Source organism: Rahnella sp. BIGb0603, assembly GCF_024808755.1.
Taxonomy (GTDB): domain Bacteria; phylum Pseudomonadota; class Gammaproteobacteria; order Enterobacterales; family Enterobacteriaceae; genus Rahnella; species Rahnella contaminans.
The window spans coordinates 600978-625897 of sequence record NZ_JANUEX010000003.1 but is presented as its reverse complement, the minus strand read 5'-3'; the positions used below and the strand labels follow the sequence as shown (position 1 = coordinate 625897).

Sequence of the window (24920 nt, the reverse complement as noted above, 5' to 3'; positions counted from 1 at the left end):
AAATCTCCTCTGATGCGGCGGATTAAAAGACTGAGCTGAATTCGCCCAGTTCGACCTGCACGGATTTGATTTGGGTGTAATGCTCGAGTGTGCTGACGCCGTTTTCGCGGCCAACACCGGAATGTTTATAGCCGCCGACCGGCATTTCAGCCGCTGATTCGCCCCAGGTATTGACCCAGCAAATCCCGGCTTCGAGTTTGTGAATAACGCGATGTGCCCGGTTGAGATCCTGCGTCACCAGCCCGGCCGCCAGACCGTATTCGGTATCGTTGGCGCGGCGGATCACTTCCTCTTCACTTTCATAGGTCAGAATGCTCATCACCGGTCCGAAGATTTCTTCGCGAACGATCAGCATGTCATCGCGGCAGTCAGTAAACACGGTCGGTGCCACATAAGCGCCTTTTGCGTATTCGCCGGTGGTGACGCGCTCGCCGCCGGTCAGCAATGTTGCGCCTTCACGCTTGCCGCTTTCAATGTAACGCAGCACAGATTCCATGTGCGCGAAGCTGACAAGCGGGCCAAAATTGACGTTTTTGTCAGTCGGATCGCCCAGACGGATACGCTTCACACGTTCCAGCACTTTGGCTTCAAACGCTTTATGGAGTGCTTTGGGAATAAACACGCGAGTGCCGTTGGTGCATACCTGACCGGAACTGTAGAAGTTCGCCATCATGGCGATGTCCGCGGCTTTATCGAGATCCGCGTCTTCAAAGACGATCAGCGGTGATTTGCCGCCGAGTTCCATGGTGACTTCTTTCAATGTGGATGCTGACGCGCTGGCCATCACTTTCTTACCGGTTTTGATGCCGCCGGTGAACGAGACTTTAGCGATATCCGGATGATCGGTTAACGCCTGCCCGACACTGGCCGCGCCGGTCACCACACTGAACACGCCGCCCGGCACGCCCGCTTCGGTGTAGATTTCAGCCAGTTTCAGGGCGGTGAGCGAGGTGTTTTCGCTTGGTTTAAAGATCATCGCATTACCGGCTGCCAGCGCAGGTGCGGATTTCCACAGGGCAATCTGAATCGGGTAGTTCCACGCGCCGATACCGGCCACCACGCCCAGCGGTTCGCGGCGGGTATAAACGAAGGAAGAATCGCGCAGCGGTATTTGCTGGCCTTCAATGGCAGGGATAAGACCGGCGTAATATTCCAGCACGTCTGCGCCGGTGACAATATCGACTGCCAGCGTTTCCGACAGCGGTTTGCCGGTATCGGCAGTTTCTATCGCGGCCAGCTCATCGTTGCGGTCGCGCAAGATATCTACCGCACGGCGCAGGATGCGCGAACGGCTCATGGCTGTCATCGCCGCCCAAACTTTCTGACCTTTTTGCGCGGCTTTCACCGCCAGATCCACGTCTGTGTGCGTGGCGGATTGCAAATGCGCAATCACGTCGCCATTGGCCGGATTAACTGCGTCGAAGGTTTCATCACCGGTGCTGTCCTGAAAACGTCCGTTGATATAAAGTTTTTGCGTGCCGTAGCGGGACATAAATCTCTCCTCGGTCTGTGCGGTCTGAAGGTTTTCTGCTGCGCTCAGGTGAGCTGCGACTCAATGTGGCGGCGGGTAATTTGCATCGCCTCGGCGCGGTTAAATTCCTTACCGCTCAGCGCACCGCGCAGCCACAGGCCGTCAATCAGTGCAGCGGTACTTTGCGCCGCGAGCCGCGCTTCACCTTTGGGCAGAAAACGCCTGAATTCAGAACATAAATTTGAATAGAGCCGGCGGCTGTTGACCTGTTGCAGCCGGTACAACTGCGGGTGATGCATGCTGCTTGCCCAGAAGGCCAGCCAGGTTTTCATCGCCGCGCTGTTGGTCTGACTGTCGTCAAAATTGGCTTCTGCAATCGCATGCAGCCGCGCTGTCGGTGCGGTATCCGTCAGCTGCGCTAACCGCAACTGCACCCCTTCCCCCAGATGACTGAGCAGATAGCGCATAGTCGCTTCCAGCAGCCCATTCTTGTCACGAAAATAGTGACTGATGATGCCGTTGGAGACGCCTGCGCGGCGCGCAATTTGCGAAATCGAGGCATCGTGCATCCCGACTTCGTTCACTGCGGCCAGCGTTGCCTCAATCAATTGCTGCCGTCTGATGGGCTGCATTCCTACTTTGGGCATGGATCCGGCTCCTGAAAATGAGCGGGTTGAGACGCGCTTAAAAAACCGTTTTTTTACGCTTTCGTCCAACCTTGTTAACGCTCTGACGTCACCTATTTAACTTTTTTTTGATTGAACGTTCAATTAAAAATGCATATATTTTATTACCAATACGTTAGTATTTTGTATGATTATTGAGATGAATTTAGCGCCAATTTATTGAAAAACAGTGAATAATTAACAAGACAGGGGAACAGATGGCGATTGCCGATACGACAGAAAAACAGAGCGAAAAACCTCGCGACCAGCTCAACAAGGTCGTGTTTTTCACCTCAGCAGGTTTGATTTTAGCCTTCACATTAATGACCATTTTCTTCACTGATTTATCGGGAAAATGGATCAGCCTGACCCTCAACTGGGTGTCCGCCACTTTCGGCTGGTATTACATGCTGGCGGCAACGCTGTACATCGTGTTTGTAGTGTTCATAGCCTGTTCGCGCTTCGGCTCGATCAAACTCGGCCCTGAACAATCCAAACCCGAATTCAGCATGATGAGCTGGGCCGCAATGCTGTTTGCCGCGGGCATTGGTATCGACCTGATGTTCTTCTCGGTCGCCGAACCGGTCACGCAATACATGTTGCCGCCGGAAGGCAACGGCCAGACGCTGGAAGCCGCGCGACAGGCGATGACCTGGACGCTGTTCCACTACGGGCTGACCGGCTGGGCGATGTATGCGCTGATGGGTATCGCGCTCGGGTATTTCAGTTACCGTTATAACCTGCCGCTGACCATCCGTTCGGCGCTGTACCCGATTTTCGGCAAGCGCATTAATGGCCCGATCGGCCACAGCGTAGATATCGCAGCAGTGGTCGGTACTATCTTTGGTATCGCGACCACGCTGGGTATCGGTGTGGTGCAGCTCAATTACGGGCTGAAAGTGCTGTTCCATATTCCGGAAAATCTGACTGTTCAGGCGGCGCTGATCCTGCTGTCGGTCATTATGGCAACCGTCTCGGTGACGTCCGGCGTGAATAAAGGCATCCGTATTCTGTCGGAACTCAATGTGCTGCTGGCGCTGGGGCTGATTCTGTTCCTGCTGTTCTTTGGTAACACCGAATTCCTGCTCAACGCGCTGGTGCTCAATATCGGCGACTACATCAACCGCTTTATGGGCATGACGCTCAATACCTTTGCTTTTGACCGCCCGACGGAATGGATGAACAGCTGGACCCTGTTCTTCTGGGCCTGGTGGGTAGCGTGGTCGCCATTTGTCGGCCTGTTCCTGGCCCGTATTTCCCGTGGCCGCACGATCCGCCAGTTTGTGCTGGGTACGCTGATCATCCCGTTCGTCTTCACCCTGCTGTGGCTGTCGATTTTCGGTAACAGCGCGCTTTATCAAATCCTGCACGGCAATCTGGATTTCGCGAACGAAGTGATCGCGCACCCTGAACGCGGCGTTTACAGCCTGCTGGCGCAGTATCCGGGCTTTACGCTCAGTGCGTCTGTCGCGACCATCACCGGTTTACTGTTTTACGTCACCTCGGCAGATTCCGGTTCGCTGGTGCTGGGGAATTTCACCTCGAAGCTCGCGGACATTAACAACGATGCGCCGAACTGGCTGCGGATTTTCTGGTCAGTTACCATCGGCGTGCTGACGCTCGGCATGCTGATGACCGACGGCGTTTCTGCGCTGCAAAACACCACGGTAATCATGGGGCTGCCGTTCAGTTTTGTGATTTTCTTCATCATGGCCGGGCTGTATAAATCCCTGCGTCTGGAAGATTACCGCCGCGCCAGCACCCAGCAAACGCTGGCACCGCTGCCGGCGACGAGCGATGCTGCGCTAAACTGGAAGCAGCGGCTTTCACGGGTCATGAATTATCCTGGCACGCGCCATACGCAAAAAATGATGGATACCGTGTGCCGTCCGGCGATGCAGGAAGTGGCGCAGGAACTGGAATTGCGCGGTGCAAAAGTCACGTTCAACGAACATGAGCCGCAGGAAGATGAAAAAATCGGGCCACTGGAACTACAGGTGGCACTGGGCGAAGAGCAGAACTTTGTGTATCAGATCTGGCCGGTACGTTATGCCGTTCCTGCTTTTACCTACCGCGCCCGCGCCGGGAAATCGCACTATTACCGGCTGGAAACCTTCCTGCTCGAAGGCACGCAAGGCAATGACCTGATGGACTTCACCAAACATCAGGTGATCAATGACATTCTGGACCAGTACGAACGTCATCTTAACTTCCTGCACATCAACCGCGAAGCGCCGGGGAATACCCTGACCTTCCCGGAACAACCGGTTTAACACTGATTAACAAAAACCCGCGTAATGCGGGTTTTTTAATGTCCGGAAACGTGCGCCTAACCTAAAAACGGCAGGACTTTTTCCAGCAGCAATTCCGGTTGCTCTTCGGCGATGTAATGCCCGCAAGGCAGCGCTTCACCCTGTACGTCTTCAGCGACTTTTCTCCACTCCTCAAGCGGCGCAAAACATTGTCCGACCGTGCCTTTCTCGCCCCAAAGCACCAGCAACGGACAAGTCAGTTTGCGGGCTGCATCCAGATCTTCTTTGTCGTGTTGCAGGTCGATACTTGCCGACGCCCGATAGTCCTCGCAAATCCCGCGCGCCGTTCCATTTTGTTGCAGACAGCGCAAATAATCTGCGTAAGCTTCGGCGGTGAAAGGCTGCATACCGGCGCTGCGGCTGCCCATCACACTGCGCAGATACTGATCCGGATCGGCGGTGATGAGCGTTTCCGGCAGCGGTGCCGGAAGGATCAGGAAAAACCAGTGCCAGTAAGCGCGGGCAAAAGCTTCATTGGTTTGCTGATACATCGAAAGCGTCGGCGCGATATCTATCAGCACCAGGCGTTTAACGGCCTGCGGATGATCCAGTGCCAGCCGGTGCGCCACGCGAGCGCCCCGGTCATGGGCAATAACGCTGAACCGGCTGAAGCCGAGCGCGGCCATTAACTCCCGCTGGTCTTGCGCCATTTCGCGTTTGCTGTAGCGCAGATGTTCCGTGTCGGGTTCGGGTTTGCCGCTGTCGCCATAGCCACGCAAATCAGCCAGAACGACGGTGAACTGAGACGTCAGAAACGGCGCGACTTTATGCCAGATCGCCTGAGTCTGCGGGTGTCCGTGCAGCAATAACAGTGGTTCGCCCTGACCGGCAATCCGGTAGGCAATCTCTGTGCCGTTCACGTCCATCCGGCCTTGGGTAAAATGTTCAAACATGGGTTTTCTCCTTTTTTACCCATCTTAGTCGCTGGCTTTTGAGCAACAAGGTCACAAATGAAGATTGCCGCTTCACGATCTGTGTTTTGAGACACCACACTCAGGCCGTTGCCCGATAACGGGTAAGTTTGCGACGCTGGCATTATCCATTACGTTCATCAGGGCAATGAAATGAAGCCAAAAACGCTGTATGAAAAGCACATTGATAGCCACACAGTCCGCGCGCTGGACGACAAAGGGCACGTGTTGCTGTACATCGACCGGCAGGTAATTAACGAGTACACCAGCCCGCAGGCTTTCAGCGGATTGCGTGAAGCAAACCGCCGGGTATGGCGACCGGAAACCTCGCTGGCGGTGGTCGATCACGTCAATCCGACTGCGCCTTTGCGCACACGCCAGATGCCGGACGCCGGTGGCGCGCGCCAGGTTTCGTATCTGGCCGAGAACTGCGCAGAATTTGGCATCGAGCTGTTTGATATTCTCGACAGTCGTCAGGGGATTGAGCACGTTGTCGCGCCGGAGCAGGGCTTTATCTTGCCGGGCATGGTGATTGCCGCCGGTGACAGCCACACCACCACTTATGGCGCGCTCGGCGCATTCGGATTTGGTATCGGCACCTCTGAAATCGAGCATCTTCTGGCGACCCAGACGCTGATTTATAAACGTCTGAAAACAATGCGCGTCACCGTAAACGGCGCGCTGGCGAACGGGATCACTGCCAAAGACGTGGTGATGGCGCTGGTGGCAAAAATCGGTGCAGCAGGTGCCACCGGCTACGCCATTGAGTTTTGCGGTGAAGGCATCGGCGCGCTGAGTGTGGAAGGCCGTATGACGATTTGTAATATGGCGGTGGAAGCCGGTGCGCGCGGTGCATTTATGGCACCTGACGACAAAGTTTTTGATTATCTGAAAGACAAACCGCGCGCGCCGCAAGGCCAGCAATGGGCGGATGCCGTGAATGTCTGGCGTGAATTACACAGCGATGCGGACGCCGTTTTCGACCGCGAAGTCGAACTGAGCGCCACAGAAATCGCGCCAATGGTGAGCTGGGGAACCAGCCCGGATCAGGCGGTGGCCATTGGCGGACACGTACCCGATCCGGAATCCGAAGCGGATCCCGCACGGCAAAAAGACCTGCAACGCGCACTCAGCTATATGGGATTACGCGCCGGGCAACCGCTTAACAGTATCGCCATCAGCCACGCCTTTATTGGCTCCTGCACCAATGCGCGCATCGAAGATTTGCGCGCCGCCGCCGACGTTGTGCGCGGAAAAACCGTTGCACCGACCGTACGCGCAATGATCGTACCCGGTTCCAGCCAGGTTCGCGCTCAGGCCGAGCAGGAAGGTCTGGCTGAAATATTCACCCGTGCCGGTTTTGAATGGCGGCAGTCCGGCTGTTCAATGTGTCTGGCGATGAACGATGATGTGCTGTTGCCAGGCGACCGGTGTGCGTCGAGCACCAACCGTAATTTCGAAGGCCGTCAGGGCGCCGGAGCGCGAACCCATCTGATGAGCCCGGCGATGGTTGCCGCCGCCGCAATTTGCGGTCATCTGACCGATGTTCGCGAAGTGTGAGGAGAAAAAACATGCAAGCATTTACTGTGTTAAGCGGCGCAGCCGCGCCCTTCCCGGCGGCCAACGTCGATACCGATGTGATCATGCCGAAGCAATTTTTAAAAGGCATCGACCGCAACGGGCTAGACCGTGGGGTATTTTTCGATTTGCGCTTTCTGGCAGACGGTTCACCCGATCCGGCTTTTATCCTCAATCAGCCTGAATGGAAAAACGCCAAATTCCTGCTGGTCGGGCCGAACTTTGGCTGCGGCTCCAGTCGCGAACATGCGGTGTGGGGGCTGAAACTGCTGGGGATACGGGCGCTAATCGGCACCACGTTTGCGGGGATCTTTTTCGACAACTGCCAGCGCAACGGCGTGCTCACCGTACAGCTCGCCCCGAACCAATGGGCACAGCTGGCTGAACAGGTTACGCAGGCGGAAAGCAACGAAATTACCGTCGATTTACCGGCGCAGACAATAAGTTTGCACAATGGCAAAGAGATCGTTTTCAACATCGACGAACTGAGCAAACTGTCATTGCTCAACGGGCTGGATGCGGTGGGGAATACGCTGCGATATAGCGATGAAATCCTTGAATTTCAGCAGGCGTATTTGCAGCGTAATCCGTGGCTGGCGTGAAAGCCTTATTGCAGTAACTGGCTAAAGCGCTGATGCAGGAATTCAACGCAAACCCGCAGTTTTGCAGAATCTGCCAGCCGTGTGGGGTAGACCGCCCAGACGCTGGCTGGCTGGGAAAACTGCGGTAAAACCTGCACCAGTTCACCGCGGTCGATATAAGGCCGGACATCCCACTCAGAGCGCAAAATAATTCCGTGGTGTTTCAGCGCCCACTGCAATACCACTTCGCCGCTGTTGGATGACAACACGCCTTTGACCCGTACGCGCTGTTCCTGCCCTTCTCCGGTCAGCGACCAGATGCCAAACGGGTTGTCGCGCTCTTTGAGCACCAGACACTGATGTCGCGTCAGGTCGTCCGGTGAACCGGGTTCGCCGTGCGTGGCCAGATACTGCGCAGAAGCACAGAGAATACGCTGATGCTGCGCCAGCTTTTTACCGATGTGCTGTTCGGGAATGTCATCGCCGACCAGAATTTCGAGATCAATGCCTTCGGCGACCAGATCAACAACCCTGTCGAACAGGTCGAGGCGCAGGTTCAGCTGCGGATAACGTTCGGCAAGTTCTGCAACAGCGGGCGCAACGTGGCAACGTCCGAAACCGAACGAACTGCAAATATGCACGTTGCCGCGAACCTCACTGCGGGAGTCTGAAACATCACCAATAAACTGGTCGAACGTGTCGAGAATTTGCAGCGCCCAGCGTTGCGCCCGTTCGCCATCTTCAGTCAGGCGAACGCCGCGGGTTGAACGATGCAGCAAACGGGTGTTCAGGGACTCTTCGAGGATCTGAATACGCTTACTGACATAGGCCGGAGACTGCCCGAGTTCGGTCGCCGCCGCGGCAAAGCTTTGCTTGTTCACCACCGCCAGAAAAACCCGTAAGTCTTCAGCCAGCGGCAAGCGGTCACGTTCAGTAGTCATGGATTACGCCCTGGCCCTCACGTTATTTGTTATTGGCCGGTTCTTTATTGGCCTGTTTTTTATTAGCAGGATAGATATCCGTGAGTTTTACACCCGCCAGCTCAAGTTTTTCTCTGGCTTCTTCAAGATCGTCATTTTCGATTTCCAGCGGTTCCTGATCTTTCCCCTGACAAGGCGTCAGCGCCAGTTCGACCAGGATCGGGAAGTGATCGGAGCCCATGAAATCCAGTCGTTTCAGATCAATCAGCGTGAAATCTTTGCTGTGGAAAACGTGATCCAGCGGCCAGCGCAGAAACGGATAGCTCGCATGAAAAGTATTGTACATTCCCCGACCGCGGCGCGGGTCAAGCAATCCGCTGATTTTCATAAATAAACGGGTGGTACGCGACCACGCGACGTCATTCAGATCACCGGTCACAATGGTCGGGAAATGCGCTTTCGCGGCGGTATGCCCGACGGCGATCAGCTCACCGTCACGGGCGGTTGATTCATCCGCTTCGGTCGGGCTTGGCGGCCTCGGGTGCAGACAGTGAAGCACCACCTGTTCGCCCGACGGCAGTTCTGCGCGAAAATGCATGGAAGGAATATCTTTCGCCACCAGAAACTGAATTTGCTCGCCGTGCATTGGCAGACGCGAATAGACGTGCATGCCGTAGAGGTTATCCAGCGGGCAGCGAAGGCTGTGCGGGTAATCGGCCTCCAGAGGAGCCATCTGGTCTTCCCACCACTGGTCGGTTTCCAGCAGCACGATAATGTCCGGTTTGTGTTCCTGAATCTGACTAAGTAACTGCGCGCTCTCCCGGTTGGTAGTGAGCACATTGCTGTTCATGATTTTGATACGCGAATGGCCATTGGGCACCGTCTTCTTCACCTGCACGCGGTATAAACGGGTGTAAGGCAGGATCCACCAGCCCTGATACGCCATGCAGGCGACCGTCAGGATAATCACAATGCCGGTCAGCACACCGTCAAACGGTAAAATCAGCAGTTCAGTCAGAAGAAAAAGCAGGCACAGGGAAACCATTTGCAGGCGAGGGAAATCCCACACACGCACCCACCAGCGCTGATTTTTGGAAAGAGGAAGCAGCGTCAGTAAGGTCATGATGACCGTCAGAACGCAGACGATAATTCGGAGTGCTTGCATCGGTTATCAGCCCTGATAAAGAGAAATCAATTAGTAATACCCTGGATAATTCGCATTGCAGGAAGGCGGCAAGCTGAGGGATCCCGATGAGCTGACATAAGTCAGTGATTCGGGTGAGTAAGCGTAGCCAGCGCACATGCAACGTGAAGTATGACGGGAATTTTGTTAGCCGATTGTGACTCAAAAAGGGTGGAGCGACCAGAAGGATGTCGCCGCCTTTTTCATTCATCAGAAAAAGACGGCGATTTTAGCGGTGTTACTTCGCCGGTGCTGCCGGATCAGGCGTATGGCACCAGTTGTGCTGCTCTACAATCCCGCCGTTTGGCGAGGTGTATCCGATACAGCCGAGAAGGGTGTCGTACAGTTTTTCATGAAATGCCGGTTTCTTCTCAGCGGCCATTTTTTGCAACTGTGCAAAGCTTGCCTTGTTCTGATCGTTAGACAGGAACTTGTCCGACGCCCAGACCATGATCGGCACAGTGCGTTGCTCAACTGGCGCATGATCACGTGGCGTACCGTGGAAATGCATGCTTTTGGAAATGGATTCGCCGTGATCGGATGCGTAGAAAACAATAGCGTTTTTATCGCGCAGCTGATCAAACACCTGCGACAGGAAGTAATCGGTATAGAGCAGCGTGTTGTCGTAAGCGTTGATCATTTCCTGCGTTGAACAGGAGTCATCGATGCCCATACATTCCGGCTGATATTTGGCAAATGAACGTGGATAACGGTCTGAATACAGGTAATGCGAACCCTTGGTATGCAGAATAATCAGGTGTTTTCCCTGCGGATGATTAGCCATCGAATCTTTCATTTCATCGACCAGCAGCATGTCATCGACCGGCTTGCCTGCGTTACGTTTTTCAGAGGCGATGTTTTCACGCAATGAATAATCATCGGCGCGGGTTTTGTTGTAGAACCAGGCTTCACTTTGCATGGAATACAGCTCAGAGCTCCAGCCGTTGCTTTTCAGCACAGAAAAAACGTTCATCTCTTTCAGGGTACGCTGTGGCGCTTCCGAAGCGCCGCCCTCACGCACAAACATGCAGCGCAGGGAAAGTTTGGTGGCGGTATCGCAGGAATAGCCCTGCAACGCGACCAGATTTTTCTCTTTGTCGAGGTTCGGCGTGTTATCGCGGTCATAGCCGTAAAGGCCCATGTGGTCACGACGTGCACTCTCACCGATAACGAATACCACGTACATATCTTTGGCATCCGCCGGTGCGGTGTAGGTGAAATGTTTCGCCGGGTCGTAAAGATTTTTGGTGTCTTCGGCCTGGCTGTAGCTGCTGTAGGAGTACAAGCCCAGCGCGGACAACCAGTTGGACGGAGAATAAGTTCCTGCCACGACGCCGCCGTAGCTTGCCATCATGCGGTTACTTTCTTTGTCATGACGATCCTGCACTTTGCCCATCAGGCGGAGCGGCATGTAACAAAGCAGACCGGAGATCACCAGCAGGCCGGTTTTCACCGCCACTTTTTTGAAGGTGGTTTGTTTGAGTGCCGCGCCCGGCAGGGTGCTGAGCCACATCAAAAGTACCGGGATCAGGCTGACGAGCGCCGTCCAGGCTACAAAATGCGTACCGACAGATTCTTTCGATAAATCAATGGAGTCTGAGGCCAGCGCTGCCGCCAAAATCCCGTAGCCGATATCGACGTTGAACAGGATCATGTAATAACTTGCCGCCGCCGAGGAAATCACAATGGCAGTCATCAGCACACGGAAAACCGTTTTGCCGGTATAGGAGAGCAGCATACAAAGGAAGTAAACCAGGGCAACACACGCCACCATCTCGACCACGATCGACAGCATATTGTCATAATGCAGCTGGCTGTAACGGCGGATGAAAATCGGAAGGTTTAACAGGATCCCAAGATAAAGCGCAATGAAAACAGAAATGCTCTGCAGCGAAAGTGAACGTATTTTATGCATTAGTAATAAATGGCTCTTTTGTGAGTCTGTTTACGTCGTACTGACCGTTCGAACCGGAGGATGGAACCCACTCCTTAGGACTATTCAGACCCCGGGACAAGCATTTTTGTTCAAATGCAAAGGTTTCTGCCATTGTGATAATGTAACCAAATTAACGAAACCCTTACTTTTCAATAAGTAAAAAATGAATTTTCTTTAAGATTTTCTGAAATTTTTCCGAGCTGTTGAAGAATTATTAAGAAAGCCTGTGATCCGGATCGGATAATGGCCCCGGAAATGACAGCGTGAACCGGGTTTCGCCCTGCGGCGAACTCGTTACCCGAACGCTTCCCTGATGCAGCGCCATAATCGCCTGAACTATCGATAAACCGAGACCGCTGGAGCTGCCGCCTTCACTGCGTGATGCATCGGCCCGGTAGAAACGGTCAAAGAGTTTGCCCAGTTTTTCCGGCGGGATCGGATTGCCCTGGCTGGTCACATCAATCTCCATGCCTTTACCCTGCGGTTGTGCGCTGATCGTGATGGTGCTGCCGTCATGACCGTAACGCACGGCGTTGGCGACAAGATTGCTGATCGCGCGCTGAAACAAGATAGCGTCCGCGTACAAAATCCCCTGCCCTTCGCCGTACAACTCCATTTCACGCTCTTCCGCCAGACCTTCAAAATATTCCTGAATACGGGTAATTTCAGAGGAAACATCAATACCGGTGATGGTTAAAACAGACCGCGCGTCGGTGGCGCGGGCAAGAAAAAGGATGTTTTCCACCATGCGGGAAATACGTTCCAGCTCTTCCATATTGTTTGCCAGCAGCGTTTCATACTCTTCCACCGTGCGCGGCTGGTACAACGCCACCTGGCAATGCCCCATCAGCGCGCCCACCGGCGTGCGGATTTCATGCGCCAGATCGGCTGAAAACTGGGTCAGGCGCTGATAGCCCTCCGAAAGCCTTTCCAGCATGTCGTTGAAAGAATAGATAAGTTGCTGCAATTCCTGCGGCGCATTCTCCGTGCTCAGCCGGGTAGACAGGCTGGACGGATGAATTTGCGTCGCCTCCTGTGCCATGTTGCGTAAAGGCTTTAAGCCTCTGCGGATCACAACATAACCGAGTGCGGCAATCAGCAAATAGGCGAACAGCACGGCGCCAATGATTTCCCAGCGAAATGTCTCAAGCAGACGCGATTCTTCCGTCATGAAATGCGCGCCGGTAATTTCTACCGTTCTGCCATCCTCAATCTGCACACTTGCACGGGCAAAGCGCACCGGCGTTCCGTCCGGCGACATGAGGTGATGCACGGTTTGCAGGGTGAGCGGCTGGCCGTCGGGCACGGGCGCAACCGGCGGTAAGATCAGCTGCGAGGGATTAACGTTAATCAGTGGCGGCTCGCCTTCGAGACGAAAAGTCAGAATATCGCGCTCGTTGCCGAGCATATTTTCAAACAAACCGGGATTACGGCTCAGCTGTGATAACGGAAATTCATTCGCCAGCAGATGGCGGAAATACTGCACGCGCCCGCTGACCTGATAATCCGCACGGCGCACCAGCTCTTTATCCATCGAATAATAGAGATAAAAACCGACAGCGCTGACCACCAGCGAGGCAATCAGCGCAAACAGTAATGTCGCCCGCAAGGTCAGCGACATCGCTCGTTTTGAGGCGGACGGACGGGCAGTTTCTTTCATCACGTTAGTCATTGCGCACTTCACAAACGTAGCCAATGCCACGCACGGTATGGATCAGTTTCACCTCAAAGGCGCGATCCACCTTGGCGCGCAGGCGCTTAATCGCCACATCCACAACGTTGGTATCACTGTCAAAATTCATGTCCCAGACCTGCGAGGCGATCATGGTGCGCGACAGCACTTCGCCTTCCCGGCGCATCAGCAGCTCCAGCAACATAAACTCTTTATTGGTCAGCGCGATGGTCTGATCCTGACGGGTGACGCGGCGGCGCAGCACATCGAGATTCAGATCGGCGACTGAAAACGTGTCCGGCTCGCGTGCCGTCGGGCGGCGCAGTAAGGTGCGGATCCGCAGCACCAGCTCGGTAAATGAAAACGGTTTAATCAGATAATCATCCGCGCCGAGTTCCAGCCCGTGAATGCGATCCTGCACTTCGTCACGCGCCGTCAGAAACAGCACCGGCACGTCACTTTTTTTACGCAGCACTTCCATCACCTGCCAGCCATCAAGGCCGGGCAGCATGACGTCGAGGATCACGGTGTCATAACCCTCTTCCAGGGCCAGAAACAGACCGTCTGCTCCGTTGCGCGCCAGATCCACGCTGTAACCCGCCTCCGTCAGCCCTTTTTTCAGGTAGTCGCCTGTGCTGACATCATCTTCTATCACCAGTATCCGCATTCAGGCCCTCGGCGCCGCAAGATCATTCCCCCAAAGAATGATTCAGAGGAAGTTTATCAGTTTCATCAGACACCTTTGATGACAATTTTGTCATCAACTTGTCATCAACCAATCCCGGTTTATCGTCCACTCTTAATGAAGTTATTCATCACTGGCCGGTTCAGTGATTCATCTAACAGAATGAAATAACGCTAGAAAATGGAGAGTTGATCATGAACACACCTACACGCCTTGCCGGTTTATTACTGGGTTCCCTGCTGATGTGCAGCGGAATGACATCCGCCTTTGCGGCCGATAACGTGATTAAACCGACGCGCGGAACCATTGATTCAGTTAATGACTCATCGGTGCAAATCACCACACGTCAGGGTGAAAAGCTCGATGTGAAGCTGACTGACCAGACCAAGATCAACGCCGTCACCAAAGGCCAGATCAGTGATATCAAACCCGACAGTTTCATCGGTACCGCCGCAGTTCCGCAGGCTAACGGCACGCTGAAAGCGCTGGAAGTCCACGTCTTCGCGCCAAGCCTGCGCGGCAGCGGTGAAGGCTTCAACCCGTTTGAATCTGCTGACGGGAAAATCAATACCATGACCAACGGTACCGTCGGCAAACTGGTCAACAGCAATGGCCGCACGCTGACCGTGAAGTATCACGATGCTGAGAAAACAGTTGTTGTTCCTGACGACGTTCCTGTGGTTCTGCTGGCACCGGGCGACCGCAGCCTGCTGAAACCGGGCACTAAAATCGTGCTGTTCGCCATGAAAGATGACAAAGGTGCGCTGGTTGCCCGTGGCATCGCCGCCGGTAAAGACGGCATCGCGCCACCGATGTAATCAGGCTGTTTAACAGGAGATTTACCGTGAAACCTCAGCCCTCTTCAGTTCGAAAACGCAGGATCCATTCCTGGCCGGTGCGTATCAGCCACTGGATTAATCTTCTGGCAATGATTGGTATGGTGATGAGCGGCTGGGGGATTTATAACGCGGATCCCCTGTTTACCTTTACGTTTCCGCAAAACACCACACTCGGCGGCTGGCTGGGCGGCAACATCGCCTGGCATCTCGCCGTGATGTGGCTGCTGGCGGCTAACGCTCTCTTTTATCTGCTGTGGGGCGTTTTCAGCGGCCATTTTAAACGGGACTTTTTCCCGTTTTCAGCCCGCAGCGTCTGGCGCGATACCGTTCGTGCCCTGACCTTCCATCTGCCCCATAAACTCGGCCAGTACAACGCCGTGCAAAAACTGATGTACAGCGGCGTTTTGCTGCTCGGCGCATTGCTGGTGCTTTCCGGCTTATCCATCTGGAAACCGGTGCAGTTCAGCGGGCTGGTATGGCTGTTCGGCGGGTTTGATATTGCCCGATATGTACACTTTTTTGCGATGAGTGGCGTGATGCTGTTTGTGGTCATTCATGTCCTGATGGTGCTGCTGGTGCCGAAAACATTTGTGGCGATGATTACCGGCGGCAAGGTAATGAATAAAGAGGAAAGTGCCGATGAGTGAAAAATCGCAACGGCCAAAAATCATTCTGGAGCCCGATCAGCGCAAGCAACTGGTGAATATCCAGCGACGTTTACTGCTGCGCTCAGGATTAACGCTCGGTGCCGTTTCCATGCTGACCGGCTGTAATTTGCAGGACGGCGACGAAGTCGACAAAGTGCTGTGGGCGATGTCGCGCTGGAATGATCGCGTTCAGGGCTGGTTATTTGGCGGGCAGAAGCTGGCGCAAACTTACCGCGCCGACCAGATTACGACACCGTTTCGCTTCAACGCGTATTACCCCGAATACAATGTGCCGGAAATCGACATCCCGAACTACCGGCTGGAAGTGTCCGGACTTGTGCAAAAGAAAGCCTCGTGGACGCTGGAACAACTTCAGCGCCTGCCGCAGGAAAGCCAGATCACCCGGCTGATTTGCATTGAAGGCTGGAGCGCTATCGGGCAGTGGAAAGGCGTGCCGCTCAAAACATTTCTTCAACACGTCGGAGCCGATCTGACGGCTAAATATGTCGGGTTTAAATGCGATGATCGCTATTACTCAAGCATCGATATGGCCACTGCGCTGCATCCGCAAACCATTCTGGCACTGGATTTTGGCGGCAAACCACTGCCTCCGGATTTCGGATACCCGCTGCGGCTGAGAATGCCTACGAAGCTAGGTTTCAAAAACGCCAAACATATCGGCGCGATTTTCGTCACCAATACTAATCCGGGCGGTTACTGGGAAGACCAGGGTTATAACTGGTTTAGCGGGATTTGATAATACCGTAGCCCTTTATTCTATATTCCGGCTGAAATTCAATAAGTAGAATTCATTATCCGGATCAATAATAAAGGGCATTTCCAGTCATCCCTGCCGGAAAGGCATAATTTCAACTTCATTATTTAAATTACTCGTCTTAAAAAGCTCTCCCTTCATTTAAGCCAGACTGATTAGTGAAATAGTTAACGGCTCATCCATTATATTTTTAAAACCCTGCAAAATAACACATAATATATAACCCAGATCAACAAACAGGCTTTTTAACGACAGAGTCCACTTCCTCTATATTGCTGAATTTCGGCCCGCGTAATATACAAGGATTCATAAACACGCCATTAAGAGAAAGTATGGATACGGTTGAAGAGCTAAAAGGAACCTACTTCTATGCAGGGAAGTCCAACCTGACTGCGGGTGAACTCCTGTTTATGATTTTTTGTGAGAACACGGTAGAACAATTTGGCTTGGGTATCGCAGATTTTGGTGCTGTCGTCGCGTTATACAGTGGAATGAATAACCTGAAAACCCGGACAAAGCCCAAAGGAGCAAAAGAAGGAACATCCCGTGCGTCGAAAGCGGTTAGGAGGATATTCAAAACGGCTAAGTTTCCTTTTGGCATAACATTGCCTACCTGGGTCGGTGGATATACACCCTGGACAGTTGAAAGAAGAATGGTTGCAAAAATAAGTACCTTTATCGGCCGAACAATTCCCGTTGTTGGTGAAGTCATTCTTCTCGTTGATATCAGTGAAATAACTTATCGTACAGTACGGGACTACAACATGATTGCGCGGGGTGAAGATAAGATATGGTAGATGATATTGAACAACGCATATACGCGCTGGTCAGGCCTTTTAACGGCGTTTATCTTTTCAATAATAAGAAGAGGCAGGAAGTTTTTACGCCGGAGACGGATCTGGATACAGATTTGAAGTTAGATATCGGTGAGGCTGAAGATTTAATGGATAAGTACTTTTCTGAATTTAACGTTCAGAGAGATAACTTTAATATTGAAAAATATTATCCGTATGAGCCTATTTCATGGAATCCATTTAAAAAGCCTATCCCAATCCCTGTGCCTGATTTCACTATCGGAATGTTAATAGAATCGGCCAAAGCGGGCCGCTGGTTATACGATTAATAAAAAGGAGTTTTAACGATGGCTGTACCTGTTCACTTATGGCTTAAAGATGATGGCGGCGCGGCAATCCGCGGCTCTTCCGATGTCAGGGGGCGTGAAGGCAGCATAGAATTGAGAGGAATTCATCATAACCTGAGTATTCCCACCGACGGTACAACAGGAAAACTGACCGGCACCCGTCAACATGCTCCATTTCAGTTTGAAAAAGAAATTGATAGCGCATCTCCTTATTTGTACAAAGCTGCCGCAACAGGCCAAACGCTAAAATCGGCAGAAATCAGATGGTACTGCATCAGCGACGCGGGGCAAGAAGTTGAATATTTCAATATCCTGCTTGAAGAAGTCAAAGTGATATCGATTTCACCGGTAATGCATGATACCCGCGAATGTACGGGAACGGGCCACATGGAAAGCGTTGCCCTGCGCTATGAAAAAATCACCTGGAAGTTTAGAGATGGAAATATTCAGTTCGCCGACGCGTGGAATGAACGTGCAACCGTGTGAGAGTAAAATACGTTGAATCCTAGACATAAAAAAACCGCTCTTTCGAGCGGTTTTTGTTTTCGCGATAGGGTAACGGCAAGCGTTACACAGGGCGAAGAATTAGAAGCTGTAACCCACGCCTGCGATCCAGGTGCCAACATCAACACTGCGGATGCGGGACTGTTCGTAGGAAACGTCCAGAGCAACGTTCTGGATTGGGTTGAACTGCAGACCAGCACCGTAAGAGAAACCATAATCGCTGGTGTCTGATTTTTCACGGTTAGCAGTAGAAGCCACGTTTTCGTTGTACTGGAATTTACCGTAGCCCACACCGATCACGCCGTAAGCAGAAACCCAGTCGTTGATGCGGTAAGCAGGACCCGCAGTGATGCCGTAGTATTCTGCTTTACGGTAGTCACCAGAAGTTGGGTTGCTGTCGTCCTGAATGTAAGTGAAAGAGCCGATAACGCCCAGTGGGTTGTTATCTTGCTCGTAACGGTACTTCAGGTTGAAGCCGTTTGCTTTGTTTACAACGCCTTGTGCGTCACCCTGAGCGTAGCCAGCAGAAACGGTGCTGGTACCAGCGAATGCGCTAGAGGAAACACCCAGTGCTACGACGCAAGCTAATGCGGAAAGACATGCAATTTTTTTCATAAACCACCTCAAAAAGAGAAACCAAAGTAACCTTCACGTTCCAAAATATAACAAAAACCAGTGTGAAACTCTGCCTCAATTAAGATGTCCAAAGCATCATATGGTGTAACAGGAAGTTTCCAGTACTTAGTATCTATCTAAATTTATTGAGATTTTCGTCACTAAAACTATAAGATAAACTTATTGAACTTTTTGGAATTAGCAGATAATTCCTAAATTTTTGGGCAAAAAAACGCCACTTTTTGACAATTTTTTAAGAAACTCATTCTGAAAAAACTTTTTTTGAGGATTTTTTCTCGCGTGATTTCCCACTACACTGACTGTGCTTTACCTTTCTTTTCAAAACTATAAATCTGAAGATTCTGGATTCATGGGATCACCTCAAAAGGCGCAATGGATGTCACAGTCAGAACAAAATCAGCCGCAGGACTCTCAGGACGCGGCACATAATAATGGCCCGCCACTTCCCGCGTTACCCCGGAAAGCTTCACCACTGATCGCCATCCTTTTATTACTCGTCGCGATGCTATCATTACAGGGTGGCGCGTCGCTGGCCAAAACGCTGTTTCCGGTCGTCGGGCCGCAAGGGGTGACTGCGCTGCGTCTGGGCATCGGTTCTGTTCTGTTACTTCTCTATTTCCGACCGTGGCGGCTTAAAATGCGCGGCGGTAATTTCCGCGCGCTGCTGATGTACGGCCTCGCGCTCGGTTGCATGAACTACAGCTTTTATCTGGCGCTACGTACCGTGCCGTTAGGGATCGCTGTTGCACTCGAATTCACCGGGCCGCTGGCCGTTGCGATGTTTTCCTCGCGCCGTCCGGTCGATTTCATCTGGGTCGTGCTGGCCGTCGCCGGGTTATTGTTCCTGCTGCCGCTGGGGCAAAGCGCGGGCGGTGTGGACCTGAAAGGTGCCTGTTTTGCGCTGATTGCCGGTGCCTGCTGGGCGATTTATATCCTCGCAGGACAGCGGGCCGGCAGCAGTTATGGCCCCGGCACGGCGGCGATGGGTTCACTGATTGCCGCACTGATATTCTTCCCGATTGGTGCGATTCAGGCGCATACCTCAATTTTCAGCTGGGAGATTTTGCCGCTAGGTTTGCTGATTGCCCTGCTGACCTCGGCCATACCTTATTCGCTGGAAATGATGGCGCTGACCAAGCTTCCGGCGAAAACCTTCGGCACGCTGATGAGCATGGAACCCGCCATGGCGGCACTTTCCGGGATTATTTTCCTGGGTGAGTTCCTGACGGCCTCGCAGTGGCTGGGGCTGGCCGCGATTATTGCGGCATCTGCCGGTTCAACGCTGACGCTCCAACGCAAAGCCAAAATAGAAACGGTCGATATTCCGGGCAATAATCCTTCAGGGAAGTAAATTCATCCCGAATCTTCAAAAAAGCCACGTCATCACGATGTGGCTTTTTTCTTTTCTATCAATATGTTGAAAAAATACTTTCGCCTTTTTCATTTTATTTCATCTTTTCCTGCATCCAAAAGCAGGGGGTCATTCGTATGTATAGATGTGAGGCAAGACCTTACCAACTTAACCTGCGAAGGACACCATCATGAAAACATTACTCCATACTGCTATCTGTGCTTCTCTTCTGCTGAGCACTGCGTCAATGGCTGCAATGATGTCTCAAAACACCACCATGGTCGGTGGCGCGGAAATGTATCCGTCTAAAAATATCGTAGAAAATGCCCTGAACTCTAAAGATCACACCACGCTGGTGGCTGCCGTTAAAGCCGCAGGTCTGGTTGATACCTTACAAGGCAAAGGCCCGTTCACCGTGTTTGCCCCAACCAATGCCGCCTTCGCAAAATTACCAGCAGGCACCGTTGATAACCTGGTAAAACCGGAGAACAAAGCCACGCTGACCAGTATCCTCACGTATCACGTGGTTGCGGGTAAATATGAAATGAAAGATCTCGAAAAACTGCTGAAAAAAGGCAACGGCACCGCAGAGCTTAAAACCGTAAACGGCCAGCCACTGTGGATCCTCAATAATGGCCCGCACAATATTCAGCTTAAAGATGGCAAAGGGAATATCGCCAATATCAGCACTTATGACGTCCAGCAGAAGAACGGTGTGATCGACGTCATTGATACCGTCCTGATGCCAAAATAATACCGACTATACTGAGGGCATGATTTCTTTATGAAACAGCACCTCAGCATGTCAGGACGGGCGAATGCATGACAATTTTTTAGTTAAGCCAACACCAGAGAATGCGCTGGAAGTACAGCGTGAACTGATGAGCGCCATGGCCGTTGGCGATCGACAGGCATTTGAGCAGTTATACCGTCTGACGTCCCCCCGGTTGTTTGCCGTCGCATTACGCATGTTGCGCCGGCACGCCTGGGCAGAAGAAGTTTTGCACGACAGCTACATCACCGCGTGGAACCGCGCCGGTTCGTATAATCCGGCGCTCAGTTCCCCGATGACCTGGCTGACACACATTGTCCGCAACCGCGCCATCGACTGGATGCGCGGGAGCGACAATCAGCTCGATGAGCTGGATGACGACGTCATGAACAGCGACGCCAGCGACGTTGATGAGCCTTTGCAACGGCTGCAACAGGACAGCGATGCCAAAATTCTGGCGGCCTGCCTGGCGCACCTTCCCGCAGAACAACGACAGAGCCTGATCCTTGCCTATTATCAGGGCCTGTCTCACGGCGAGGTTTCCTCACATTTACAACAACCCCTGGGGACGATAAAAAGTTGGATCCGTCGCGCCCTGGATCACCTTAAGAGCTGCGTCGGACTATGAAAAGCAGAAGCCATTATCAGGCTGCCCTCGCAGCCGAATATGCACTCGGCACCTTGCGCGGCGCGGCGCGGATTCAGTTTGAGCGCAAGATGCACGATGACCCTGGGCTAGCGGCTGAAGTCGCCCGCTGGCAGGAGGCGTTTACGCAACTCGATAACCAGATTATCCCGGTGATCCCACCCGCGTCAGTCTGGAAGCGCATTCAGCACAATCTGACGTTACAACCCGATAAGCGCCCTGCTCCGGCGAAAAGACCGGTGCGCGGATACATTGGCTGGGCGCTGGCCGCCGGGCTGGCCGCGTTGTTGCTGATCCCTCACCTTCTGGTACAACCCGCTGCGCCAACGCCGGTCGCCATTCTGGCCAGCAGCGCAGGGCAGCAAAACGGGCAATGGGTGGTCAGCGTCGATATGAGCACGCGCAGCCTGTTGCTGACACCGCTCAGCGCACCGGATCTTGCGGCAGACCGCAGTCTGGAACTGTGGGCGATACCACCGGGTGGTAAACCGCGTTCGCTCGGCTTGCTCAACACTCAGCAACCGACGCAGTTAACGCTGGCCGCAAAAATGCCGGATCCGGGTTATACGCTTGCGATCAGCCTCGAACCTCGCGGCGGCTCTCCAACCGGACAACCTACCGGCGCAGTGCTTTATAGCGGTACGCTGGCACTGTAATCCTTTCAAGTTACTTATATAAAACGGCAGATATTTTTCTGCCGTTTTTGCTAATTCTATTCAAAATAAATAATTACCCGATCTGATTGTTATTCCCAGATATTAAACATGAGCATCATGAATATATATTCACATCAGAAGTTACATTCACAAATATTTATCACGCTTAAATGAAAATAATTATCACTATTAATACTTATGAATGCCGGAATAAAAAATACAATTACGGATGAATCCTATGCACCTGAGAAATCAGTATGATAGGTTAAACAGGTCGACGAGACAGTCCTTTTAGACACACGCTATCAGAACGATAGGAACGACTGTCCTGCAAAATTTCGATTTATTGCTATACTGAATGCAGTTAAGAAATACATTATTTAGCGTTTATTTTAATGAAACAAGGAGATATGAATATGAGTACCGCTAAACTGGTCAAAACGAAATCTTCTGAACTTATCTACACACGCAACGATTTAGATGAGAGTGTTAAACTCAATACCATCAAAGTGCTTAATCGTCTGGTGACTGAATATATCGATTTATCGCTGATCACCAAACAGGCACACTGGAACATGCGTGGCGCAAACTTTATTGCGGTCCATGAAATGCTCGACGGCTTCCGCACCGCAATTATTGACCATCAGGACACCATCGCGGAACGTGTCGTTCAGTTAGGTGGCGTTGCGCTGGGTACCGTGCAGGTTGTTAACGATAAAACCCCGCTGAAAAGTTACCCGACCAATATCCACACCGTTCAGGAACACCTGAAAGCGCTGGCTGAACGTTATGCTGTTGTGGCTAACGATACCCGCAAAGCCATCAGCGAAGTGGAAGATGAAGACACCGCAGATATCTTCACTGCCGCATCCCGCGACCTGGATAAATTCTTGTGGTTTATCGAATCTAATATCGAATAATCACATTCCGGCACCGCAGGATCAGGCTGCGGTGATTTGAGTGATTAATGCGAGAAAGCCAGTGACGCAAGTCACTGGCTTTTTTTGTGCAATAACAAACGCCTGCCCCCACCCTCTTATGACAATTTCACTTAAAACACCCTATCTCTGTAACTTTTAATCAAAATTGAATAATGCCGCTAATGAATAGTTACAGACTCAACTATATTGGCAACTTTCACCGATGGAACCGGTTTCACTATCTCACTGAAAAATAGAGTTTTTAATTTTTACCTCAGAGAAATCCTAAACCAATAGGCGTGATGAATGATTTAATGCAAATTAATAGTTCAAAGCAATTTTACATAGTTGTGATCACCCCTGAAACTTGCTGAAATATTTTTTCGCAACCTTTACATTTTTGTGAAAAATCATTTCTTGCTAACTCACTAAAAATTAAAAGGAAGATAGTTTTCAGGGATGGTATCCGGCGTTAACCCCCAACACGAAAACTCACGCAAAAGTGATTCTCCCCTGCGGCAGTATCACTGACGTGTAATGCATTGCTGTTTTCTCACATTCTGCTCAGTTTCAAAGCACATTGGCTGCTGTAAGCCAGGGGCGGTAGCGTGGAAAAACGTAAAAATACTGGAATAATCTGATGGCACGTAGTGGCTTGGAAGTACAAAAAGCAGCCGTTAAAGCGCTTTTTTTGAGGGAAATTAAAACCCGTTTTGGTAAGTACCGTTTAGGGTATCTGTGGGCAGCGCTGGAACCGATGGCGCATATGCTGATTCTTCTGGGAATCTTTGGCTACATCATGCACCGCACCATGCCTGATATTTCGTTCCCTGTATTCCTGATTAACGGCATTATCCCGTTCTTTGTATTCAGTAATATTAGCAACCGGTCGATCGGCGCTATTGAAGCCAATCAGGGGTTATTCAATTACCGCCCTGTTAAGCCGATCGATACCATCATTGCCCGTGCCATATTAGAAGCCCTTATCTACGCCGTTGTTTATATTTTACTGATGGCCATTGTCGGCCTCCTTGGCGAAGAATTTGAAGTGACTAAACTGATTACACTGGTTCTTGTCTGGATTTTGTTAGTCCTCTTCTCTTGTGGCGTCGGGTTAATTTTTATGGTCGTGGGTAAAAGCTTCCCTGAAACAGAAAAATTCCTGCCTATACTGATCAAGCCGCTCTATTTTATCTCCTGCATTATGTTTTCACTGCACAACATTCCGAAAGAGTACTGGCCATATCTCTTGTGGAACCCAATTGTTCATGTCGTTGAACTTTGCCGTGAATCCGTTGTACCGGGTTATATCAGCGAAGGCGTGAGTTTGAATTATCTTGCGGGTTGTACTCTGGTTGTATTATTCATCGGACTCGCCCTCTACCGGAATCGTGAAGAGGCGATGCTGACATCATGATAAAAATCGAAAAACTGACAAAATCCTACCGCACACCCAAAGGCCGGCATTACGTATTTAAAGATCTGAACGTTGAACTCCCTTCGGGTAAAAGCGTGGCATTAATTGGTCGAAACGGTGCGGGTAAATCAACGTTACTACGCGTCATCGGCGGAATTGACCGTCCTGATTCCGGCAACATTCACACCGACAAAACCATTTCATGGCCTGTCGGTCTGGCCGGTGGATTTCAGGGGAGCCTGACCGGAAGGGAGAATGTGAAATTCGTCGCCCGTCTGTATTCCACTCCCGACCAGTTACGCGAAAAAGTCGCTTTCGTCGAGGAATTTTCCGAGCTGGGTAAATACTTTGATATGCCGATTAAGACCTATTCTTCAGGGATGAAATCCCGACTCGGTTTTGGCCTGAGCATGGCATTCAAATTTGATTACTACCTGGTTGATGAAGTGACCGCTGTGGGTGATGCCAGATTTAAACAGAAATGCGCTGACTTGTTTAAAGCACGACACAAAGAAGCCAGCTTTTTGATGGTATCGCATAGCCTGGGATCGCTAAAAGAGTTTTGCGATGTGGCTTTGTTTATCGGCAGGGATAACAAAGTTAAGTACTTCGAATCTGTGGATGAAGCTATTACAACTTATAAGAATGATGAGGGGATCTGAATCCGGTTTTATTTGTCATCACCAGGTTATAGCCCCGTCA

Annotated in this window: 25 protein-coding genes; 16 read left to right on the top strand and 9 right to left on the bottom strand. The window is 51.7% G+C overall.

The genetic code is table 11. The features are described from left to right. Nucleotides 1-22 precede the first annotated feature (22 nt). Both betB and betI read right to left on the bottom strand, forming a co-directional pair. Nucleotides 23-1492 carry a betaine-aldehyde dehydrogenase gene (gene betB / locus M2403_RS11235; RefSeq protein ID WP_259229154.1) on the bottom strand — a complete coding sequence of 490 codons (1470 nt, stop codon included), beginning with the start codon at nucleotides 1490-1492 and terminating at the stop codon, nucleotides 23-25. A 44-nt stretch (nucleotides 1493-1536) separates the two neighbouring features. Then, nucleotides 1537-2118, bottom strand: a complete 582-nt coding sequence (betI, locus tag M2403_RS11230) for a transcriptional regulator BetI (RefSeq protein ID WP_152324253.1) — start codon at nucleotides 2116-2118, stop codon at nucleotides 1537-1539. A 236-nt stretch (nucleotides 2119-2354) separates the two neighbouring features. On the opposite strand from betI, the gene M2403_RS11225 reads away from it, so the two are divergent. Next, nucleotides 2355-4409, top strand: a complete 2055-nt coding sequence (locus M2403_RS11225) for a choline transporter (protein WP_152324254.1) — start codon at nucleotides 2355-2357, stop codon at nucleotides 4407-4409. A gap of 56 nt (nucleotides 4410-4465) precedes the next feature. Here M2403_RS11225 and M2403_RS11220 read toward each other — a convergent pair whose 3' ends face one another. Then, nucleotides 4466-5341: an alpha/beta fold hydrolase gene (locus M2403_RS11220; RefSeq protein WP_259229152.1), complete on the bottom strand. Its 876-nt coding sequence runs from the start codon at nucleotides 5339-5341 to the stop codon at nucleotides 4466-4468. Between the two features lie 171 nt (nucleotides 5342-5512). Between M2403_RS11220 and leuC the strand changes: the two genes are divergently transcribed. Next, nucleotides 5513-6919: a 3-isopropylmalate dehydratase large subunit gene (gene leuC, locus M2403_RS11215; protein WP_259229151.1), complete on the top strand. Its 1407-nt coding sequence runs from the start codon at nucleotides 5513-5515 to the stop codon at nucleotides 6917-6919. Between the two features lie 11 nt (nucleotides 6920-6930). Further along, nucleotides 6931-7539 carry a 3-isopropylmalate dehydratase small subunit gene (gene leuD / locus M2403_RS11210; protein ID WP_152324257.1) on the top strand — a complete coding sequence of 203 codons (609 nt, stop codon included), beginning with the start codon at nucleotides 6931-6933 and terminating at the stop codon, nucleotides 7537-7539. Between the two features lie 5 nt (nucleotides 7540-7544). On the opposite strand, the gene M2403_RS11205 is transcribed toward leuD, so the two are convergent. The 5 genes from M2403_RS11205 to M2403_RS11185 form a co-directional block, all read right to left on the bottom strand. Further along, a complete protein-coding gene (locus M2403_RS11205; RefSeq protein WP_208950540.1) occupies nucleotides 7545-8459 on the bottom strand; it encodes a LysR substrate-binding domain-containing protein in 915 nt (304 codons plus the stop codon). 22 nt (nucleotides 8460-8481) lie between these two features. Further along, nucleotides 8482-9603 carry an endonuclease/exonuclease/phosphatase family protein gene (locus tag M2403_RS11200; protein ID WP_259229150.1) on the bottom strand — a complete coding sequence of 374 codons (1122 nt, stop codon included), beginning with the start codon at nucleotides 9601-9603 and terminating at the stop codon, nucleotides 8482-8484. 256 nt (nucleotides 9604-9859) lie between these two features. Next, complete coding sequence (eptB, locus tag M2403_RS11195) at nucleotides 9860-11536, bottom strand: kdo(2)-lipid A phosphoethanolamine 7''-transferase (RefSeq protein ID WP_152324260.1); 1677 nt, start codon at nucleotides 11534-11536, stop codon at nucleotides 9860-9862. A gap of 235 nt (nucleotides 11537-11771) precedes the next feature. Continuing rightward, nucleotides 11772-13229, bottom strand: coding sequence for a heavy metal sensor histidine kinase (locus tag M2403_RS11190; RefSeq protein WP_259229149.1), 1458 nt, complete (start codon nucleotides 13227-13229; stop codon nucleotides 11772-11774). Further along, nucleotides 13222-13896 (bottom strand): heavy metal response regulator transcription factor, encoded by a 675-nt coding sequence (locus M2403_RS11185; RefSeq protein WP_152324261.1) that lies wholly within the window; start codon nucleotides 13894-13896, stop codon nucleotides 13222-13224. Before M2403_RS11185 ends, M2403_RS11190 begins: the two co-directional genes overlap by 8 nt. A 212-nt stretch (nucleotides 13897-14108) precedes the next feature. On the opposite strand from M2403_RS11185, the gene M2403_RS11180 reads away from it, so the two are divergent. The 6 genes from M2403_RS11180 to M2403_RS11155 all read left to right on the top strand — a co-directional run bounded on the left by M2403_RS11180 (nucleotide 14109) and on the right by M2403_RS11155 (nucleotide 17802). Beyond that, nucleotides 14109-14732, top strand: a complete 624-nt coding sequence (locus M2403_RS11180) for a hypothetical protein (protein WP_152324262.1) — start codon at nucleotides 14109-14111, stop codon at nucleotides 14730-14732. 26 nt (nucleotides 14733-14758) lie between these two features. Further along, nucleotides 14759-15400: a cytochrome b/b6 domain-containing protein gene (locus M2403_RS11175; protein WP_259229148.1), complete on the top strand. Its 642-nt coding sequence runs from the start codon at nucleotides 14759-14761 to the stop codon at nucleotides 15398-15400. After that, a complete protein-coding gene (locus tag M2403_RS11170; protein WP_152324264.1) occupies nucleotides 15393-16157 on the top strand; it encodes a molybdopterin-dependent oxidoreductase in 765 nt (254 codons plus the stop codon). The genes M2403_RS11175 and M2403_RS11170 overlap by 8 nt, the downstream gene beginning before the upstream one ends. Nucleotides 16158-16507: 350 nt before the next feature. Beyond that, nucleotides 16508-16972, top strand: coding sequence for an STM2901 family protein (locus tag M2403_RS11165; RefSeq protein ID WP_259229147.1), 465 nt, complete (start codon nucleotides 16508-16510; stop codon nucleotides 16970-16972). Beyond that, nucleotides 16966-17298: a DUF1493 family protein gene (locus tag M2403_RS11160; RefSeq protein WP_259229146.1), complete on the top strand. Its 333-nt coding sequence runs from the start codon at nucleotides 16966-16968 to the stop codon at nucleotides 17296-17298. The genes M2403_RS11165 and M2403_RS11160 overlap by 7 nt, the downstream gene beginning before the upstream one ends. Nucleotides 17299-17316: 18 nt before the next feature. Then, nucleotides 17317-17802 carry a type VI secretion system tube protein TssD gene (locus M2403_RS11155; RefSeq protein ID WP_259229144.1) on the top strand — a complete coding sequence of 162 codons (486 nt, stop codon included), beginning with the start codon at nucleotides 17317-17319 and terminating at the stop codon, nucleotides 17800-17802. 99 nt (nucleotides 17803-17901) lie between these two features. On the opposite strand, the gene ompX is transcribed toward M2403_RS11155, so the two are convergent. After that, on the bottom strand, nucleotides 17902-18435 hold the full coding sequence (gene ompX / locus M2403_RS11150; protein WP_152324268.1) for an outer membrane protein OmpX: 534 nt from the start codon (nucleotides 18433-18435) through the stop codon (nucleotides 17902-17904). Nucleotides 18436-18832: 397 nt separating this feature from the next. Here ompX and rhtA point away from each other — a divergent pair, with 397 nt between their 5' ends. The 7 genes from rhtA to M2403_RS11115 all read left to right on the top strand — a co-directional run bounded on the left by rhtA (nucleotide 18833) and on the right by M2403_RS11115 (nucleotide 24880). Continuing rightward, on the top strand, nucleotides 18833-19807 hold the full coding sequence (gene rhtA, locus M2403_RS11145; protein WP_217153146.1) for a threonine/homoserine exporter RhtA: 975 nt from the start codon (nucleotides 18833-18835) through the stop codon (nucleotides 19805-19807). 190 nt (nucleotides 19808-19997) lie between these two features. Further along, complete coding sequence (locus M2403_RS11140; RefSeq protein WP_259229142.1) at nucleotides 19998-20561, top strand: fasciclin domain-containing protein; 564 nt, start codon at nucleotides 19998-20000, stop codon at nucleotides 20559-20561. A gap of 64 nt (nucleotides 20562-20625) precedes the next feature. Beyond that, nucleotides 20626-21207 carry a sigma-70 family RNA polymerase sigma factor gene (locus M2403_RS11135; protein WP_152324271.1) on the top strand — a complete coding sequence of 194 codons (582 nt, stop codon included), beginning with the start codon at nucleotides 20626-20628 and terminating at the stop codon, nucleotides 21205-21207. Beyond that, a complete protein-coding gene (locus tag M2403_RS11130; RefSeq protein WP_152324272.1) occupies nucleotides 21204-21881 on the top strand; it encodes an anti-sigma factor domain-containing protein in 678 nt (225 codons plus the stop codon). Before M2403_RS11135 ends, M2403_RS11130 begins: the two co-directional genes overlap by 4 nt. 416 nt (nucleotides 21882-22297) lie before the next feature. Beyond that, nucleotides 22298-22801 (top strand): DNA starvation/stationary phase protection protein Dps, encoded by a 504-nt coding sequence (gene dps, locus M2403_RS11125; RefSeq protein WP_015696542.1) that lies wholly within the window; start codon nucleotides 22298-22300, stop codon nucleotides 22799-22801. Between the two features lie 640 nt (nucleotides 22802-23441). Next, nucleotides 23442-24218 carry an ABC transporter permease gene (locus M2403_RS11120; RefSeq protein ID WP_208950546.1) on the top strand — a complete coding sequence of 259 codons (777 nt, stop codon included), beginning with the start codon at nucleotides 23442-23444 and terminating at the stop codon, nucleotides 24216-24218. After that, the gene (locus M2403_RS11115; protein WP_259229141.1) at nucleotides 24215-24880 is read left to right on the top strand and encodes an ABC transporter ATP-binding protein; all 666 of its coding nucleotides are present in this window, start codon (nucleotides 24215-24217) and stop codon (nucleotides 24878-24880) included. Before M2403_RS11120 ends, M2403_RS11115 begins: the two co-directional genes overlap by 4 nt. Nucleotides 24881-24920: the final 40 nt, after the last annotated feature.